At 75.2% G+C, this 16,589-nt stretch carries 16 protein-coding genes; 10 read left to right on the top strand and 6 right to left on the bottom strand.

Annotated elements, in window-relative coordinates; all coding sequences use genetic code 11:
• Positions 1 to 2,375 (top strand): xanthine dehydrogenase family protein molybdopterin-binding subunit (locus HDR73_RS07310; RefSeq protein WP_287136297.1); only part of this gene is annotated, 2,375 nt, incomplete at its 5' end.
• A 19-nt stretch (positions 2,376 to 2,394) separates the two neighbouring features.
• Here the strand turns inward: HDR73_RS07310 and HDR73_RS07305 are convergent.
• The gene (locus HDR73_RS07305) at positions 2,395 to 3,705 is read right to left on the bottom strand and encodes an APC family permease (RefSeq protein WP_012298700.1); all 1,311 of its coding nucleotides are present in this window, start codon (positions 3,703 to 3,705) and stop codon (positions 2,395 to 2,397) included.
• Positions 3,702 to 4,793, bottom strand: coding sequence for an XdhC family protein (locus HDR73_RS07300; protein ID WP_041464481.1), 1,092 nt, complete (start codon positions 4,791 to 4,793; stop codon positions 3,702 to 3,704). Before HDR73_RS07300 ends, HDR73_RS07305 begins: the two co-directional genes overlap by 4 nt.
• Before the next feature lie 213 nt (positions 4,794 to 5,006).
• Here HDR73_RS07300 and HDR73_RS07295 point away from each other — a divergent pair, with 213 nt between their 5' ends.
• The 4 genes from HDR73_RS07295 (at position 5,007) to HDR73_RS07280 (ending at position 8,660) form a co-directional block, all read left to right on the top strand.
• Positions 5,007 to 5,642 carry a hypothetical protein gene (locus HDR73_RS07295; RefSeq protein ID WP_012298698.1) on the top strand — a complete coding sequence of 212 codons (636 nt, stop codon included), beginning with the start codon at positions 5,007 to 5,009 and terminating at the stop codon, positions 5,640 to 5,642.
• A 101-nt stretch (positions 5,643 to 5,743) separates the two neighbouring features.
• Entirely contained in the window at positions 5,744 to 6,322 is a 579-nt protein-coding gene (locus HDR73_RS07290) for a hypothetical protein (RefSeq protein ID WP_012298697.1), read from the top strand.
• Positions 6,323 to 6,335: 13 nt separating this feature from the next.
• Positions 6,336 to 6,989: a hypothetical protein gene (locus HDR73_RS07285; protein ID WP_012298696.1), complete on the top strand. Its 654-nt coding sequence runs from the start codon at positions 6,336 to 6,338 to the stop codon at positions 6,987 to 6,989.
• Positions 6,990 to 7,199: 210 nt separating this feature from the next.
• Entirely contained in the window at positions 7,200 to 8,660 is a 1,461-nt protein-coding gene (locus HDR73_RS07280; protein WP_012298695.1) for an amidohydrolase family protein, read from the top strand.
• A 12-nt stretch (positions 8,661 to 8,672) separates the two neighbouring features.
• Here HDR73_RS07280 and HDR73_RS07275 read toward each other — a convergent pair whose 3' ends face one another.
• Together HDR73_RS07275 and HDR73_RS07270 are read right to left on the bottom strand one after the other, a co-directional pair.
• Positions 8,673 to 9,422 carry a phosphatase PAP2 family protein gene (locus tag HDR73_RS07275; protein WP_012298694.1) on the bottom strand — a complete coding sequence of 250 codons (750 nt, stop codon included), beginning with the start codon at positions 9,420 to 9,422 and terminating at the stop codon, positions 8,673 to 8,675.
• On the bottom strand, positions 9,419 to 9,787 hold the full coding sequence (locus HDR73_RS07270) for a hypothetical protein (RefSeq protein WP_012298693.1): 369 nt from the start codon (positions 9,785 to 9,787) through the stop codon (positions 9,419 to 9,421). Before HDR73_RS07270 ends, HDR73_RS07275 begins: the two co-directional genes overlap by 4 nt.
• A gap of 88 nt (positions 9,788 to 9,875) precedes the next feature.
• Between HDR73_RS07270 and HDR73_RS07265 the strand changes: the two genes are divergently transcribed.
• A complete protein-coding gene (locus tag HDR73_RS07265) occupies positions 9,876 to 10,010 on the top strand; it encodes a hypothetical protein (protein ID WP_256890529.1) in 135 nt (44 codons plus the stop codon).
• Between the two features lie 12 nt (positions 10,011 to 10,022).
• Entirely contained in the window at positions 10,023 to 10,499 is a 477-nt protein-coding gene (locus tag HDR73_RS07260) for a nucleotidyltransferase family protein (protein WP_223842773.1), read from the top strand.
• A gap of 19 nt (positions 10,500 to 10,518) precedes the next feature.
• Here HDR73_RS07260 and HDR73_RS07255 read toward each other — a convergent pair whose 3' ends face one another.
• Together HDR73_RS07255 and HDR73_RS07250 are read right to left on the bottom strand one after the other, a co-directional pair.
• Positions 10,519 to 11,052, bottom strand: coding sequence for an iron-sulfur cluster scaffold-like protein (locus HDR73_RS07255; protein WP_012298692.1), 534 nt, complete (start codon positions 11,050 to 11,052; stop codon positions 10,519 to 10,521).
• Positions 11,049 to 12,860 carry a gamma-glutamyltransferase family protein gene (locus tag HDR73_RS07250; RefSeq protein ID WP_041464480.1) on the bottom strand — a complete coding sequence of 604 codons (1,812 nt, stop codon included), beginning with the start codon at positions 12,858 to 12,860 and terminating at the stop codon, positions 11,049 to 11,051. Before HDR73_RS07250 ends, HDR73_RS07255 begins: the two co-directional genes overlap by 4 nt.
• Before the next feature lie 100 nt (positions 12,861 to 12,960).
• Here HDR73_RS07250 and HDR73_RS07245 point away from each other — a divergent pair, with 100 nt between their 5' ends.
• The 3 genes from HDR73_RS07245 to HDR73_RS07235 all read left to right on the top strand — a co-directional run bounded on the left by HDR73_RS07245 (position 12,961) and on the right by HDR73_RS07235 (position 16,449).
• Positions 12,961 to 14,400, top strand: a complete 1,440-nt coding sequence (locus tag HDR73_RS07245; protein WP_041464479.1) for an MDR family MFS transporter — start codon at positions 12,961 to 12,963, stop codon at positions 14,398 to 14,400.
• A gap of 89 nt (positions 14,401 to 14,489) precedes the next feature.
• A complete protein-coding gene (locus HDR73_RS07240) occupies positions 14,490 to 15,518 on the top strand; it encodes an LLM class flavin-dependent oxidoreductase (protein ID WP_012298689.1) in 1,029 nt (342 codons plus the stop codon).
• A gap of 115 nt (positions 15,519 to 15,633) precedes the next feature.
• Positions 15,634 to 16,449: an SGNH/GDSL hydrolase family protein gene (locus HDR73_RS07235; RefSeq protein ID WP_012298688.1), complete on the top strand. Its 816-nt coding sequence runs from the start codon at positions 15,634 to 15,636 to the stop codon at positions 16,447 to 16,449.
• Positions 16,450 to 16,589 lie beyond the last annotated feature (140 nt).

Genomic DNA, 16,589 nt, shown 5'->3' with positions numbered 1-16,589 from the left:
GGTCCGCCGCGACGGCCGCCGACGGCAGCGGCGACGATGCCCGCGCCGCCGAGCGCGCCCAGACCGGCCGCGTCGGCACGTCGCTGCACGCGCCCGCGAGCGAGCGCGTCGTCAGCGGCCTCGAGCCGTACACGCTCGACGTCCAGGTCCCCGGCCTCCTGCACGCGAGCCTGGTGCGGAGCCCGCACCCGCACGCCCGCATCCGCTCCATCGACACGTCGGAGGCGCTCGCGCTGCCGGGCGTGCACGCCGTGCTCACCCACCACGACTCCCCCGCGACGCTCTACTCGTCCGCCCGGCACGAGGACCGCTTCGACGACCCCGACGACAGCCGCGTCTTCGACGACGTCGTGCGGTTCCGCGGGCAGCGCGTCGCGGCCGTGATCGCCGACGACGTGGGCATCGCGGAGGCCGCCGTGCGCCTGGTGCGGGTGGACTACGAGGTCCTCCCCGCCGTCTTCGACCCCGACGAGGCGCGGCGGCCGGGCGCGCCCCTCGTGCACGGCGACAAGGATCCGGCCGTCTCGCGCCTCGCCGACCCGCAGCGCAACATCGTCGCCGAGATGCACGGCGAGCACGGCGATGTGGCGGCCGGGCTCGCCCGCGCCGCCGAGGTGGTCTCGGGCACGTGGTCCACGCAGCGCGTCGCGCACACGCACCTCGAGACGCACGCGACCGTGGGCTGGATGGAGGAGGGCCGCCTGGTCCTCCGCACCAGCTCGCAGGTCCCGTTCCTCGTGCAGCGCGAGATCTGCCGCCTGTTCGAGCTGGAGCCCGAGCGGGTGCGCGTCTTCACGGCCCGCGTGGGCGGCGGGTTCGGCGGCAAGCAGGAGATCCTCACCGAGGACGTCGTCACCCTCGCGGTGCTCGCGACCGGACGCCCGGTGCAGCTGGAGTTCACGCGGTCGGACGAGTTCACGCTGTCGCCGTCGCGGCACCCGATGCGCGTGGGCGTCACGGTCGGCGCCACCTCCGACGGCCTCCTCACGGCGCTCGCGGTCGACGTGCTCAGCGACACGGGCGCGTACGGCAACCACGGGCCGGGCGTCATGTTCCACGGCTGCAACGAGTCGATCACCCTCTACCGGTCGCCGGCCAAGCGCGTGGACGCGCAGAGCGTCTACACGAACAACCTGCCGTCGGGCGCGTTCCGCGGCTACGGCCTCGGGCAGGTGATCTTCGCGGTCGACTCCGCGCTCGACGAGCTGGCGCGGCGGCTCGGCATCTCGGGCTTCGAGATCCGGCGGCGGAACGCGGTCGTGCCCGGCGACCCGCTGATCATCACGGAGGCGGAGGGTCCCGACCTCGGCTTCGGCGGCAGCTACGGGCTCGACCAGTGCCTCGACCTCGCCGAGCGGGCGCTGGGCGACGGCGGCGGGGATCCCGTGCCGGCCGGCGACCGCTGGCTCGTGGGCGAGGGCATGGCCGCGGCGATGATCGCCACCATGCCGCCGCGCGGGCACTTCGCCGACGTGACCGTGGCGATGGCCGCGGACGGCACGGTGACGGTGTCGGTGGGCACGGCCGAGTTCGGCAACGGCACGACGACCGTGCACGCGCAGCTCGCCGCGACCGCGCTCGGGACGACGCCCGGCCGGATCCGCATCCGCCAGTCCGACACCGACGTCACGCGCTACGACACGGGCGCGTTCGGCTCCGCGGGCACGGTCGTCGCGGGCAAGGCCGTGCACGTCGCCGCGACCGCGCTCGCCGACCTGCTGCGGGAGGCGGCCGCCGCGCGCACGGGGATCGCCGCCGCCGCGTTCGCGCTCACACCGGACGCGCTCGTCGCGGGCGACGTGTCCGTGCCGATCGCCGAGCTGGCGGGCCCCGACGGCCTCGCAGCGCAGGCGCACGAGGACGGCGCGCTCCGCTCCCTCGCGTTCAACGTGCACGCGTTCCGGGTGGCGGTGGATCCCGCGACGGGCGAGGTCCGCATCCTCCGCTCCGTGCAGGCCGTCGACGCCGGCACCGTGCTGAACCCGGCGCAGCTGCGCGGCCAGGTCGAGGGCGGCACGGCGCAGGCGATCGGCACGGCCGTGTACGAGGAGGTCGTGCACGACGGCGAGGGGCGGATCCTCACGGACGTGCTGCGGAACTACCACATCCCCCAGCTCGCCGACCTGCCCGTGACCGAGGTGCTCTTCGCCCGCACGCACGACGACCTCGGCCCGCACGGCGCCAAGTCGATGAGCGAGGCGCCCTACAACCCGGTCGCTCCCGCGCTGGCGAACGCGGTGCGCGACGCCATCGGGATCCGCCCGCACGACCTGCCGATGTCGCGGGACCGCGTGTGGCGGCTCCTGCACGGCGGCGGCCTGCAGCCGCGCTTCGACAGCCCGACGACGCTCGGGGAGCGCGGGACGCGGGAGTAGCGGATGCGGCGGGGCCCGGTCAGCGCGCCTGCGCCCCGCGCTGCCGCCGGGCGAGGACGATCGCGCGCCCGACCACGCCGACCAGCAGCACGCCGGCGCCCACCCCGATGGACACCCCGGGCAGCGTCGCCACGAGCACCAGGCAGCCGACGACCCCGACCACCTGCAGCGCCCGCGGATACCGCCGGTCGGCCCGCTCCTGCGTGAAGGCGGCGGCGTTGGCGACCACGTAGTACAGCAGCACGCCGAACGACGAGAAGCCGACGACGCCGCGGAGGTTCACCGTGAGCACGAGCGCGACGACCACCACCGCGACCGCGATCTCGGCCCGCTGCGGCACCCGGTACCGCGGGTGCACGACCGCGAGCCCGCGCGGCAGGTCGCCCTCGCGGGCCATCGCGAGAGACGTGCGCCCGATCCCGGGGAGGAGCGCGAGCAGCGCACCGAGGCACGCGGCGGCCGCGCCCACACCCACGACCGGCACCGCCCATGACCAGCCCGCGTCGCGCACGACGTCCGCGAGCGGCGCGGTGGATCCGCCGAGCCGCGCCTGGCCGAGCACCCCGAGCAGCGTCACGGCGACGAGCGCGTACACGACGAGCGCGCCGCCGAGCGCGAGGAGGATCGCGCGCGGGATGGTGCGGGCGGGATCCCGCACCTCCTCCCCCATGGTCGCGATGCGCGCGTAGCCCGCGAAGGCGAAGAACAGGAGCCCGGCCGACTGGAGGACCCCATAGGGCGTGGTGTCGACGACGCCCGCGACCTGCTCGGCGGCGGCTTCCGGCCCGCCCGCGACGAGGCCGGCGACCAGCACGAGCGCGATCACGGCGAGGACCACCGTGATGATCACGCGGGCGAGCCGGGCCGTGCGGGTCACGCCGAGGCAGCCCACGACTGCGAGGGCCGTCACGGCGAGCGCGGCGACGGGCCGCTGCCAGGCCGCGGGCACGGCGTACGCGGCGAAGGTGAGGGCCATGGCCGCGCAGCTCGCGGTCTTGCCGATCACGAACGACCAGCCCGCGAGGAAGCCCGGCCACTCCCCCAGGCGCTCGCGGCCGTAGAGGTACGAGCCGCCGGACGACGGGTAGCGCGCGGCGAGCTGCGCGGACGCGGTGGCGTTGCAGAACGCGACGACCGCGGCGATCGCGAGGCCGACGAGGAGGCCGGAGCCTGCCGCACGGGCGGCGGCGGGCATGACCGCGAAGATCCCGGCGCCGATCATCGCGCCGAGGCCGAGGCCGAGGACGGTGGCGTCGAGGAGGCCGAGGCGGCGGGCGAGGCCGGGCTGGGGTGCGCGCGCGCCCGCGGACGCAGCGGATGCGGCGGTCATGCGGTCTCCCCGTGGATCGGCCCGGTGGTCGTCGTCAGCGGCGCGCCCTCGGTGCCGGCGCGCGCGGCGAGCACCTCCGCGAGGATCGAGACGGCCGTCTCCTGGGGCGTCGACGCGCCGATGTCGAGGCCGATGGGCGAGCGCAGCCGCGCGAGCTCGGTGTCCGTCAGGCCCTCCTCCACGAGCAGCGCGCGGCGGCGGACGTCGGTGGCGCGGGATCCCATCGCCCCGACGAACGCGACCGGAAGGCGGAGTGCGGCGACGAGCAGCGGCACGTCGAAGCGGTCGTCGTGGGTGAGCACGCAGATCACGGTGCGGGCGTCGACCTCGGTGCGCGCCAGGTACTCGTCCGGCCACTCGGCGACGACCTCGTGGGCCGTCGGGAAGCGCGCGCGGGTCGCGAAGGCGGGCCGGGCGTCGCACACGGTGACGCGGTATCCCAGCAGGGCGGCCGCGTCGGCGAGGGCGGCGGAGAAGTCGACGGCGCCGAAGACGATCAGCCGGGGCGGCGGGGCGGCGACGAGGTGCAGGACCCGCATTGGGCCGTCGGCGCAGTCGACCTCCGTGGTGCCCGAGCGGCCGGCCGCGAGGCGGGCGGCGAGCTCGGCGCGGATCCGGCGGGCGGGGTCGGCGCCCACGGGGTCGGCGTCCGCGGTGACCCACGTGCCGACGGCCGGTCCCTCCAGCACGAGCGCGAGCGATGCGGCGCGTCCGGCGCGGGCGTCCTCGAGCGCGGCGCGCACGGCGTCGGGCACGGGCGACCGCGCGTCGCCGGCGGGCGCGACCTCCACGACGACCACGCCGATCCGCCCGCCGCAGGTGAGCCCGACCTGGAACGCGTCGTCGTCGCTGACGCCGAACGACGTGAGCGCGGGCGCCCCGTCGTCGAGCACGCCGGTCGCGACCTCGATGACCGCGCCCTCGACGCATCCGCCGGAGATGGATCCGATGACGCGGCCCCGGTCGTCGACCGCCATCGCCGTGCCGGCCGTGCGGGGCGCGCTGCCGAGCACGTCGGTGACCCACGCGACGGCGAGGCGCCGGCCGTCGGCGAGGGCGTCGAGCACCTCCGCGGCGATCTCGAGCACGGCACCTCCGGACGGGAGCGCCGGCGAGCGGGCGCGGGACGGGAGCGCCGACGGTCGGGCGCGGGACGGGCGGAAGGGCGGCCGCTCGACGGATCGGAAGGCTACCGCCCGCGTCAAGCCTCGCACGGCCCCTGCGTAGGGTGGGACGCGGATGCCGGGGGGATCCTCCCTCAGGTGTCGCGCGCCGCATCCGGCGCCGCATGAGGGGGACCCATGATGCCGACCGCACCCGACCGTCCGCAGCCGCTGTTCCGGCGCATCCGCCGCGCGTGGGCCGACGCGCCCGCGGTCGTGCAGGTGCTGGTCGTCGCCGTCGTGATCTTCGTGTGGCTGACAGCGTTCGGCATCGGGCAGCCGTCGGACGACCCCGGGTCGATCGTCTTCCGCGGCGTCGTCGCGGTGCTCCTCGGCTCCGTGCGGGTGGGAGCGCTCTGGATCCGCCGCCTGAGCTGGCCCGGGGCGCCGCGCGAGGTCGAGGTGTCGGAGGCCGCCGAGGACGGCGAGCTGCCGGCGGGAGCGGACCTGGTCGTGTGGCGCGATGCGCTGGAACGTCGACGTCGGGAGATCCGGCACGACGCGTGGGTCCTCCCGATCACGCTCCTGCTCTTCGTCGGTCTGGCGTTCCTGCCGCGCTCGCGCCCGTTCGGCGCGTCCGACGCGGCGTTCCTCATCCTCCTGGCCGTCTTCGCCACGTATGCCGCATCGCTGATCGTCTCCCGTGCACTCCGCCGCGACCGCGTGGACGCCCTGCTCATCCCGCTGCAGGAGCAGGTCCGCCGAGACGAGGAGCGCCGGGCCGCCTGGGCGCCGCCCACCCCCGAGGACCGGATTCCCCCGGCTGCTGGATAGGGTCGACTCGCGCCGACCTCGATCCGGCGTGCGCATCACCCGCACCGCTTCCGAGGAGACACGATGACCCACCGCGCCCGCCCCGACACCGCCTCCGCCCGATGAAGGGCCTGCAAGAGCGGTTCGAACGCGCGTCGCTCGGGGGCGTGTTCCTCGTCGTCACCGCCTTCTACTTCGTGCTCCGCACGGGCATCGACCTTGTCATCACGGGTGACGGCCTCTCCGTCGCCGGCATCATCGGGCGCTTCATCGGGTCGCTCCTCTTCGGCGGCGTCATGGTCGCCGTGATCGCCTGGCAGCGCCGTCGGGGCGGAGGGGCATCGACCTCAGCCGACGTCACCGCGGCGATCAGGTCCGGACAGGCGCCGCTCGCAGCCGACCCGGGCGTGTGGATCCCCGCGCTCGAGTGGCGGCGCGGCCAGTTCCGTCGCTCCCTGTGGCTGACACCCCTCCTGTTCCTGGTGTTCATCGCGATGGGCGTCGCGCTCCTCGTGCTCGAGCCCGGCAGCCCGATCGGCTGGCTCGTGATCGTCGTGTTCGTCGGGCTCGGCATCGGCGTGCTCGTGCAGGCGCGCCGTGCCATCCCCCGCATCGACGGCCTGCTCCACCAGCTGCGCGAGCGCGACGGCGCCCGCGGGGCTGCCGCGGACGCCGCGCCGACGCGCCCCGCCGGCGCCTGATCCGCGCCCGACCGTGACCGGCACCGCACGCAAGACGCACGGCCGGCTGCGGCGCGCCCGCCGCCGGCTCGCCGACGCGCCCGCGATCGTGCCCGCGATGGGCGTCGCCCTCGCCTACGCCGCGATCCTGATTTACTCGCGGGTCGCGCTCGGCCACGAGGTGGATCTCGACCGGATCGTGGCGACGCTCACGGTCGGCGCGGTCGTCGGGCTCATCCTCACGTTCGTCCTCTCCCGGCGACGTCGCGCGGCCCCGCCCCGCATCCGGTTCGTCGACGTCTCCGAGGCGATCGACGACGGACGGCTTCCCGCCGACGCCGACGCCGACGCCGACTCCTGGCGGTGGCTGCTGCTCCGCCGGCGCGAGGTCCACGACCAGCTCGGCGGTCCCTGGGCGGTGCTCGTCGCGGCGGTGCTCCTCGGCGGCACCGTCGCCGTCGGCGTGCTCGGCGGGCCGCCCCTCGCCTGGACCCTGCCCGCGGTGATCGCCGTCACGGTCGCGGGCATGGCCGTGGTGCGCCGACGCCGGGTCGCGGAGATCGACGTGCTGCTGCAGCCGCTGCTCGACCAGGATCACGCCCCCGACGCACCGGCCGCGGCGGATCCGGACGACGCCGACTCGGGCTCGGCCGCGGCCACCGGACCGGGACGACGCCCGCCGGCGTGAGCGGGCGGAGAAGGGTCACCGCTTCCTGAGCGCCGCGGACACGCCCGGCGTGTCGGATCGCAGAGCCCGCTCCCCGGCCGACCATCGACCGGGCACCCGATCCCGCCCGCCGCGCAGCATCGCGCCACAGCGGGATCCCGCCCTCCGCGCGAGCCCCTCCTGTGCCCGCAGCCCCGCACCGCCGCGCACCATCCCAGCGAACGGATCCGCATGAGCGACCACCGCACCACGCCCTCCCCCGCCGCGCCCGCACCCGCGCCGGTCGCCCGCCGCGCCGTCCACCGCGGCCACGTCCTCCACATCACGGGGTCCCCGCTCGTCCAGGACGCCCGGCGCCACCTCGTCTCCGTCCCCGACGGCGCGCTCGCGGTCGACGACGCCGGCCGGATCGCGTGGGTCGGCCCCTTCCGCGACCTCCCCGCGGAGTTCGCCGACGCGCCCGTGCACGGCGACGCGTCCGACTTCCTGATCCCCGGCTTCGTCGACGCGCACGTGCACTTCCCGCAGACCTACACGACGAGCGCGCACGGCGGCGGCCAGCTCCTCGAGTGGCTCGACACGTGCGTGTTCCCGTCGGAGGCGCGACTCGAGGACGAGGGCTTCGCGCGCATGATCGCGGCGGACTTCACGCGGAGCCGCGTCCGCGCGGGGACGACGAGCGCGCTCGTGTTCGGATCCGCGTTCCCGCACGCCCAGGACGCCCTGTTCGAGGCCTCCCGCGACGCGGGCCTCCGGCTCGTGAGCGGCCGCGGGATCCAGACCGTCGGCTCCGGCCCCGCCACCCCGCTCCTCACGTCGGAGGAGGACGCGATCGCGCTCTCCTGCGCGGAGATCGACCGCTGGCACGCCGTCGACACGGGCGACGCGACGACGGCGACGCTCCAGGTCGCGATCGTGCCGCGGTTCAGCCTGTCGGTGACGCCGACGACGCTCCGCGGGCTCGGCGAGCTGTACGACGTGGCGCGCGGCGAGGGCGTCCACTTCCACTCGCACCTCAACGAGAACGACCGGCCGGGCACCGGCGAGATCGCCGCCGTCCGCGAGGTCTTCGGCACCGACACCTACCTCGACACCTACGACGGGCTCTTCCTGCCGGGGTCGGAGCGCGGCGGATCCAGCCTCCTCGGCCGCCGCAGCGTCTTCGCCCACGCGGTGCACTGCCAGGACTCCGAGCTCGCGCGCCTCGCCGAGACCGGCAGCAGCATCGCGCACTGCCCGACGTCGCAGCAGTTCCTCGGGAGCGGCACCATGCCGTGGCGGCGCACGGTGGCGTCCGGCGTGAACGTGGCGATCGGATCCGACGTGGGCGCCGGCGACGAGTGGCTCATCTCCCGCGTGCTCAACGACGCGTTCAAGGTGCACCTGTCGGAGCCCGGCGGCGCGGGCGTGGAGATCGACGCCGCAGAGCTCCTCTTCACCGGCACGCTCGCGGGCGCCCGAGCGCTCGACATGGAGGAGCGCTACGGCAACCTCGACGTGGGCAAGGACGCCGACTTCCTGACGATCACGCCGGACCTCTGGGAGCCGCTCGCCCTCACGCTCGCCCATGGGATCCGCGCGGACGACGACGCGCGCGCCACGGACCAGATCCTCTTCACCCTGCTGATGGGTCTGCGCGAGCCGGCCATCGCGGCCGTGCACGTGCAGGGGCGGCGGGTGTCGGCCCGCTGACGTCCGCGGAGATCACGCGCCGCGGTCGTCGCGCTCCCGCTCGCGCGCCTCCAGCAGCCGCAGCCGCACCCGATGCGCCACCACGATGAGGGCGAGCCACGCGAGCGCGAGCAGCCACCCCGCGATGACGTCGGTGAGCCAGTGGTGGCCGAGGTAGACGCGGCTGAGGCTCACGGAGGCGGCGAAGGCGATGGCGACGACGTAGGTGAGCACGCGCGCGGCTCGCCGCATCTGCCGGAGCACGAGCAGGTAGGCGACGATCCCGGCGACCACGCTCGCGTTGAGGGTGTGTCCGGAGGGGAACGACGGCGACGTCTCGTAGGGCGGCACGGCGTCGGCGCGCGGCGGGCGGTCGCGGCCGACGAGCTCCTTGCCGACCTCGGTCATGAGCAGGGATCCGGCGCCCGCGGTGAGCCCGAGCACGACCGGCACCCACTGGCGCCGGCGGATCGCGAGCGCGACGATCACCGCGACGCCCACGATCGGCACGGCGTAGACGCCCGCGGCCTCCGTGAAGATCGTGACGGCGGTGTCGAGCCACGGCGAGCGGACGTCCATGGCCAGGTGCAGCGCGGGCTCGTCGAGGAGGGCGACGCTGTCGTCGTCGATCACGGCGACGTAGAGGCCCGCGAACAGGCTCGACGCGGCGGTGATGACGAGGAGGCCGAGGATCAGGAACGCGGCGAAGGTCCCGGTCGGGCCGACACGGGTGGCGACGCCGGTGGCGGCGCGGGCGACGCGGCCGGCTCCTGGCCGGGTCACCCGTGGACGAGCGCGGAGGACGGCACGCGATCGCGCTGGCGGACGGCGGCCGAGATGAGGCCGACGACGCCGGCGATGACGCCGACGACGAAGGTGGCGACACCGCCGAGGATCCCCATGAGGACGATCCCGAACGTGCTGACCCCCTCGTCGAGGTAGCCAAGCCCCGTCTGCGCCGACCAGGTGGCGAGGATCGCGAGGCCGAGGGCCAGCATCAGCGCGACGACCGTGCAGCCGACGAGGTACCAGCCCCAGCCGGAACCCCGGGCCTTGGCGACGACGAGGACGACGGCGACGAGGATCGCGAGCACCGGCACGCCGAGCGACAGGGTGAGGGCGAGCGCGGACGCAGTGTCGGGATCCATGCGTCGAGCGTAGGCCGCGCGGCTGGACGCGGCGGGGCGCGGCGAGGGCGCGGCAGGGGTCCGGCGAGCGCGCTCCTACCATGGGCGGATGGCGGGATCACGGGACGCGGACGACGACGGGCGATCGGCCCGGCGCATCGCAGGCGTCGTGCTCGCCGCCGGCGCGGGGACCCGGTTCGGCCAGCCCAAGGCGCTCGCCGCGCATCCCGACGGCACGCCGTGACTCGCGACCGCGATCGCCGCGCTCGCCGGGGCCGGCTGCTCCCCCGTGCTCGTCGTGCTCGGCGCGCGGGCGGACGACGCGGAGGCGCTCCTGCGGTCCACGACGGTGGCCGCGGACGCCGGCGTCGTCCGCGCCGACGACTGGGCCGACGGCATGTCCGCCTCGCTCCGCGCCGCGCTCCGGGCCGCCGCCGCGCTGGATCCGCCGCCCGTCGCGCTCGCCGTCGTCCCCGTCGACGTGCCGGACCTCGACGCCGCCACGGTGCGCCGGGTGCTCGACGCGGCCACGGTGGAACCGCCGACGCTCCGCCAGGCCGTGTTCCGCGGCCGGCCCGGCCACCCCGCCCTCCTCGGCCGCGACCACTGGGCGCCGCTCGCCGCATCCGTGCGCGGCGACGAGGGAGCGCGCCGCTACCTGGCCGCCCACGACGCGCAGCTCGTCGAGGCCGCCGACCTCAGCACGGGCGCGGACGTCGACCGGCGGATCTGACGGCGGACCGCATCGCACCTCAGCGCGCGAGCGCTTCCTCCAGCGCGTGCCACGCGAGCAGCGCGCACGTGCCGCGGAGCGGGTAGCGGCCGGAGTCGGCCAGGGCGAAGGCGTCGCCGAGGCGGTCCTCCGCACCGGGCAGGAGCTCGTGGGAGCGGATCAGCGCGCGCAGCTCGACGACGAGCGCCGCCGCCTCCGCGGCCGTCCGGCCCTCGACGAGCTCGGCGAGCATGGACGCGGACGCCTGCGAGACCGTGCAGCCACGGCCGTGCCAGCGGACGGCGATGGGCTCGGCGGGATCCACGGCCGCGCCCGCGTCGACCGACGGGTGCGCGGGATCCACCGCCAGCACCCGCAGGTCGACCACGTCGCCGCACGTCGCGTTCCGCTGCTCCGACGAGCCGAGGACGACGCCGGCCGACGGCGTCGCGGCATCGGGCTCGGCGACGAACCGCCCGGGCGCGGAAGCCGCCCGCAGCGCCGCGTCGCTCCCCACGCGCCGCCGCGCGTGGTCGGCGATGAGCGCCGACGCGATCTGCCGGTCGATCGTCATCGCCCGACCGCGTACCCCTGCGCCCCGCGCGGGTTGGCCGCGGCCCCCAGCAGGCCGGTGGCGGGATCGCGCGTCACGGCCGACAGGCGCCCGAGCGTCCAGTCGCCGACGACCTCCACCTCGTGCCCGCGGGCCCGGAGGTCGGCGATCACGTCGTCGCCCACACGCCCCTCGACCACGAGGCCGCCGGGGGTCCAGGTGCGCGGCCAGAATGATCCGGGGACGCTCGTCGTGTGGAACGTCGGCGCGTCCACGGCCTGCTGCGGCGAGAACCCGCCGACGATCGTGCGCAGCAGGTAGGGCAGCTGCCACTGGTCCTGCTGGTCGCCGCCCGGCGAGCCGAGCGCCTCGACGGGCTCGCCCTCGCGCGTGATGAGGGTCGGCGTGAGCGTCGTGCGCGGCCGCCGACCCGGCACGAGCGACGACGGTCCGCCGGGCTCGAGCCACGTCATCTGCAGGCGCGTGCCGAGGCAGAAGCCGAGCGCGGGGATGAACGGCGACGACTGCAGCCAGCCGCCGGAGGGCGTGGCGGAGATCATGTTGCCCCACCGGTCGACGATGTCGAGGTGGCAGGTGTCGCCCCGGGTCTCGCCCGTGCGGGAGACCGTGGGCTCGCCCGTGCCGCCGGCGGATGCGGGCGCGTCGCCCTCGACCACGAGCGGCGGCAGGAAGGGCTCCACGCCGTCGACGCGTCCGGGCCGCAGCTCGTGCGACGCCTCGTCGGTGATGAGCGCGCGCCGCTCGGCCGCGTACTCCGCGCTGAGCAGGACGTCGAGGGGCGCGCCGCCCGGCACGGCGTCGCCGTAGTACGCCTCGCGGTCGGCCAGCGCGAGCTTCTGCGCCTCGCTGATGCGGTGGATCCCCGCGGCCGTCGCCGGGTCGATCTCCTCATCCGTGAACCCGTCGAGGATCATGAGCGCCTGCAGCAGCGCCGGCCCCTGGCCCCACGCATCGGTCTTCCAGATCCGCAGCCCGCGGAACTCGATCGAGACCGCGTCCTCCCACGACGCGCGCGACGAGGCGAGGTCCTCGGCGGTGATCAGCCCCGCGTGGTCGGCGCCGGTGGAGTGCCGGTGCGGATCCTGCACGCTCGCCACCATCTCCTCCGCGACGAAGCCCTCCGCCCACACGGTGCGCGCGGCCTCGATGCGCTGCTCGCGCGTCGCGTCCGGACCGGCCGCGGTCGACGCCTCCGCGAGGATCCGCTCCATCGCGGCCGCCCATGCGGGGTTCCGCACAAGCGACCCGGCGACGGGCGCCTCGCCGTCCGGCATCCAGAACGCGGCGGACGCCGACCAGTGCTCGCGGAACAGGTCGCCCACGCCCGCGATCGTGCGGCGCACGCTCTCCAGCACCGGGTGCCCGTCGCGCGCGTACCCGATCGCGAACGCCCACGCGTCGGCGAGCTCCCACGTGCCGTGGTCGCGGAGGAGCAGCAGCCAGGCGTCAACCGCGGCGGGCACGGCGGCGGCGAGCGCTCCCGCGCCGGGCACGCGGTCGAGGCCCTCCTGGCGGAAGCGCTCAGGGCTGGCGGCGGCGGGCGCGGATCCCTGGCCCATGAGGAGCTTCGGCGCCGCGTCCCCCGCGACGTGCACGACGGCGGTCATGTCACCGCCCGGCCCGTTGAGGTGCGGCTCGACGACGTGCAGCACGAAGGCGCTCGCGACCGCCGCGTCGAACGCGTTGCCGCCGCGCTCGAGCACGGCCTGCCCGGTGCCGGAGGCGAGCCAGTGCGTGGAGGCGCTCATGCCGAACGTGCCGCGGAGCGTGGGTCGGGTGGTGAATGCGTCGGGCGCGCGGAACGTCACAGGGGGTCCTTCCGGTGGGGATCCCAGTCGACCACACGGATCGCACGTCGAGGGAATGCCGACGACCTCACGCTCGTTCACCGTTCGACCCGGGAGGCTCATGACTGACACCAGCGGCGTCGGATTCCGATCCGAGCGCGGCCCCATCCTCATCGCCCTGATGATGACGACGGGCCTCGTGGCCATCGACTCGACCATCCTCGCCACCGCGGTGCCGTCCATCGTGGACGACCTCGGCGGCTTCGCCTCGTTCCCGTGGCTGTTCTCCATCTACCTGCTCGCGCAGGCGGTGTCGGTGCCGCTCTACGCGAAGCTCAGCGACACCGTGGGGCGGAAGCCGATCATCCTCATCGGCATCGGCCTGTTCCTCGTCGGATCCGTGCTGTGCGGGTTCGCGTGGAGCATGCCGGCGCTGATCGCGTTCCGCGCGCTGCAGGGGCTCGGCGCCGGTGCCGTGCAGCCGATGGCCATCACCATCGCGGGCGACATCTACACGGTCGCCGAGCGCGCGAAGACGCAGGGCTACCTCGCGAGCGTGTGGGCGGTCTCCAGCGTCGTCGGCCCGACCCTCGGCGGCGTGTTCTCCGAGTTCGCGTCCTGGCGGTGGATCTTCTTCGTCAACGTGCCGCTGTGCCTCCTCGCCGGCTGGATGATCGTCCGCCGCTTCCACGAGTCCATCGAGCGCACGCGCCACCGCGTCGACTACGCCGGCGCCGCGCTCCTCACGGTCGGCCTCAGCCTCCTGATCCTCGCGGTCCTCGAGGGCGGCCAGGCCTGGGCATGGGACTCCGCACCCAGCATCGGCGCGTTCGCGATCGGCGCCGTGCTGATCGTCGCGTTCCTGCTGGTGGAGCGCCGGGCCGCCGAGCCCGTGCTGCCGCTCTGGGTCTTCTCCCGCCGACTGCTGCTCACGACGACGCTCGTCTCGCTCGGCGTCGGCGCGATCCTCATCGGCCTCACCTCCTACGTGCCCACCTACCTCGAGGGATCCCTCGGCGTCACGCCTCTCGTGTCCGGCCTCGCGCTGGCGGCGCTGACGATCGGCTGGCCGATCTCCGCATCCCTGTCCGGCCGCCTCTACCTCCGCATCGGGTTCCGCCGCACCGTGCTCATCGGCATGGCGCTCACGATCGTCGGCACCGGATCCATCTCGTTGCTCGCCGGCACGCCCACGCTCGCCGGGATCGCGGCCGGCTGCTTCGTGGTGGGCCTCGGGCTCGGCCTCGTCGCGACGCCCAGCCTCATCGGCGCGCAGTCGAGCGTCGGCTGGGGCGAGCGCGGCGTCGTCACGGGCGCGAACCTCTTCGCGCGCTCGATCGGCAGCGCGGTGGGCGTGGCCGTCTTCGGCGCCATCGCCAACGCGATCTTCGCGGAGTCGGCCGGCGGCCAGAAGGATCCGGACGCCGTGATCGCCGCGTCCGGCGCGGTGTTCCTCGCGGTCGGCGTGTGCGCGCTCGCGACGGTCGTCGCGGGGCTGCTGATGCCGGAGTCGCGCGTCGATGACACCGAGATCGCGCGCGCCGAGCCCGTCGTCGGCTGACCCGGCACGCCGCCCGCCGCGATTCGCGGGAATGCCGACCCCGCCCCTACAGTTGGCCCAGATGCATACGTTCGCATGGATAGGGCAGCATGGCGCAGGAGATCGAGCTCGGACTGGACACGTTCGGCGACGTCACGGTCGGACCGGACGGCCGGGAGCTGCCCTACGCCGAGGTGATCCGCAACGTCGTCGCCGAGGGCGTGCTGGCCGACCGGGTCGGCATCGACTTCATCGGCCTCGGCGAGCACCACCGCGACGACTACGCGATCTCCTCCCCCGAGGTCGCGCTCGCCGCCATCGCCGCGAAGACCTCGCGCATCCGCCTCGGATCCGCCGTCACCGTGCTCAGCTCCGACGACCCGGTGCGGGTCTTCCAGCGCTTCGCGACGCTCGACGCGGTGTCCGACGGGCGCGCGGAGGTCATCCTCGGCCGCGGATCCTTCACCGAGTCCTTCCCGCTGTTCGGCTACGAGCTGAGCGACTACGAGCGGCTCTTCGAGGAGAAGCTGGGCCTGTTCGCCGAGCTCGTGAAGGAGACGCCCGTCACCTGGACCGGCTCCACGCGCGCCGGCCTCACGGAGCACGACGTGTTCCCCAAGACGGCGAAGCGCATCAAGACCTGGGTCGGCGTGGGCGGCAGCCCCGAGTCCGTCGTGCGCGCCGCGCGCCACGGCTTCCCCCTCATGCTCGCGATCATCGGCGGCGAGCCGCACCGCTTCGCCCCCTACGCCGACCTGTTCGCGCGCGCTCTCGACCAGCTCGAGCAGCCGCGCCTGCCCGTCGGGATCCACTCGCCCGGCTACGTCGGCGAGACCGACGCCGAGGCGCGCGAGGCTTTCTTCCCCGACTACCAGGTCATGCACGCGCGCATCGGCAAGGACCGCGGCTGGCCGCCGCTCGCCCGCGCCTCCTATGAGCAGGAGATCGAGCACGGCTCGCTGTACGTCGGATCCCCCGAGACCGTCGCCCGCAAGATCGCCGCGACCCTGAAGGCCGTCGGCGCCACGCGCTTCGACCTCAAGTACAGCGCCGGCCCGTTCTCGCACGAGCGCATGATGGGCGGGATCGAGCGCTACGGCACGATCGTCGCGCCCATGGTGCGCGACATCCTGGCCTGATCCGCCGTCCCGGCAGCCCCCTCCGCACCCGGCGAGGTGGAGGGGGTGCCCGAGCGCGGGATATCCTGCGATCGTCCCCATTCCGGGGGCGTCACGACGGACAGGATGGGCTGCGATGACCGGCGCACAGCCCTCGGACGCCGAACCGGGTCGCGACGACGACCTCGACCCGCATGACGCACCGGACGGCCGGCCGTCGGCGGGCTCGCGAGCGCTCTCCGCCGGGCCGCTCGCGTCGCTCCGGTCGGCCACCATCGGGCGGCTCCAGTACCGCGTGCTCTACCGCGAGATGCGGCGCGCCACCTTCCCGCGCGACTCGCCCACCGGGTCGCTGCCGGGGCCGGATCCGTACGGCCTGGCGGTCGTGGGCGAGGGCACCGCGGTGGGCTACCAGACCGTGTCGCACGACCTCGGCGTCGCCGGGCAGGTCGCCCACAAGCTCACCGTCCGCACCGGCCGCGGCGTGTTCTGGTCGGTGCAGGCGTTCCCCGACTTCACCGTGCGCTCCTGGCGCGCCGGCGTCGACGCGTTCCCCGCCTGGGCGAGCACCGACGTGGCCGTCCTCGCCCTCGGCATCGGCGACGCCATCCGGTTCACGCCCACGCCGCTCTGGGAGTCGCTGCTCGACGCGTGCATCACCGCGATGACGGCGCGCATGCCCGCGGACGCGCTCGTGCTCGTCACGGAGGTGCCGCCGCTCGAGATCTCGCCCGTCACGCCGCCGCTCATCGCGGGGCCCGTCGGACGCCACGCGGACGCGCTCAACCGCAGCACCCGCCGGGTCGTCGCGCGCCACAACCGCGCCGACAGCGTGCCCTTCCCCGCCTGGCGGATCCCCGAGTTCACGGCCCCGAACCCCGAGGACACCCTCTACGGCCGCGTCTACCGGGCGTGGGCGGACCTGCTGGTGGAGCGGATCGCGCCGTCGTGAGCGAGACCGGATCGATCGCGGACGGCTACGCGGCGGCGGACATCCGCGCCGCCGAGGCCCCGCTGCTCGCCGCCGGCGCGCAGCTCATGCGCGTCGCGGCCGCGGGCCTCGCGCGCGTCTGCCGCGCCGAGGCGCCGAGC

Origin of the sequence: Clavibacter sp. (assembly GCF_014802555.1) — a bacterium.
Lineage (GTDB): Bacteria > Actinomycetota > Actinomycetes > Actinomycetales > Microbacteriaceae > Clavibacter > Clavibacter sepedonicus.
Note: the sequence above shows the minus strand (reverse complement) of the source record. Positions and strands in the feature narration are given on the sequence as shown.

What these genes read in the sequence shown, in the direction of transcription:
- HDR73_RS07255 (WP_012298692.1), bottom strand. Translation starts at nt 11,052, where the DNA reads ATGACGATCGACCGGCAGATCGCGTCGGCGCTCATCGCCGACCACGCG.
- HDR73_RS07290 (WP_012298697.1), top strand. Translation starts at nt 5,744, where the DNA reads ATGAAGGGCCTGCAAGAGCGGTTCGAACGCGCGTCGCTCGGGGGCGTG.
- HDR73_RS07245 (WP_041464479.1), top strand. Translation starts at nt 12,961, where the DNA reads ATGACTGACACCAGCGGCGTCGGATTCCGATCCGAGCGCGGCCCCATC.
- HDR73_RS07270 (WP_012298693.1), bottom strand. Translation starts at nt 9,787, where the DNA reads ATGGATCCCGACACTGCGTCCGCGCTCGCCCTCACCCTGTCGCTCGGC.
- HDR73_RS07305 (WP_012298700.1), bottom strand. Translation starts at nt 3,705, where the DNA reads ATGACCGCCGCATCCGCTGCGTCCGCGGGCGCGCGCGCACCCCAGCCC.
- HDR73_RS07265 (WP_256890529.1), top strand. Translation starts at nt 9,876, where the DNA reads ATGGCGGGATCACGGGACGCGGACGACGACGGGCGATCGGCCCGGCGC.
- HDR73_RS07240 (WP_012298689.1), top strand. Translation starts at nt 14,490, where the DNA reads ATGGCGCAGGAGATCGAGCTCGGACTGGACACGTTCGGCGACGTCACG.
- HDR73_RS07295 (WP_012298698.1), top strand. Translation starts at nt 5,007, where the DNA reads ATGATGCCGACCGCACCCGACCGTCCGCAGCCGCTGTTCCGGCGCATC.
- HDR73_RS07235 (WP_012298688.1), top strand. Translation starts at nt 15,634, where the DNA reads ATGACCGGCGCACAGCCCTCGGACGCCGAACCGGGTCGCGACGACGAC.
- HDR73_RS07280 (WP_012298695.1), top strand. Translation starts at nt 7,200, where the DNA reads ATGAGCGACCACCGCACCACGCCCTCCCCCGCCGCGCCCGCACCCGCG.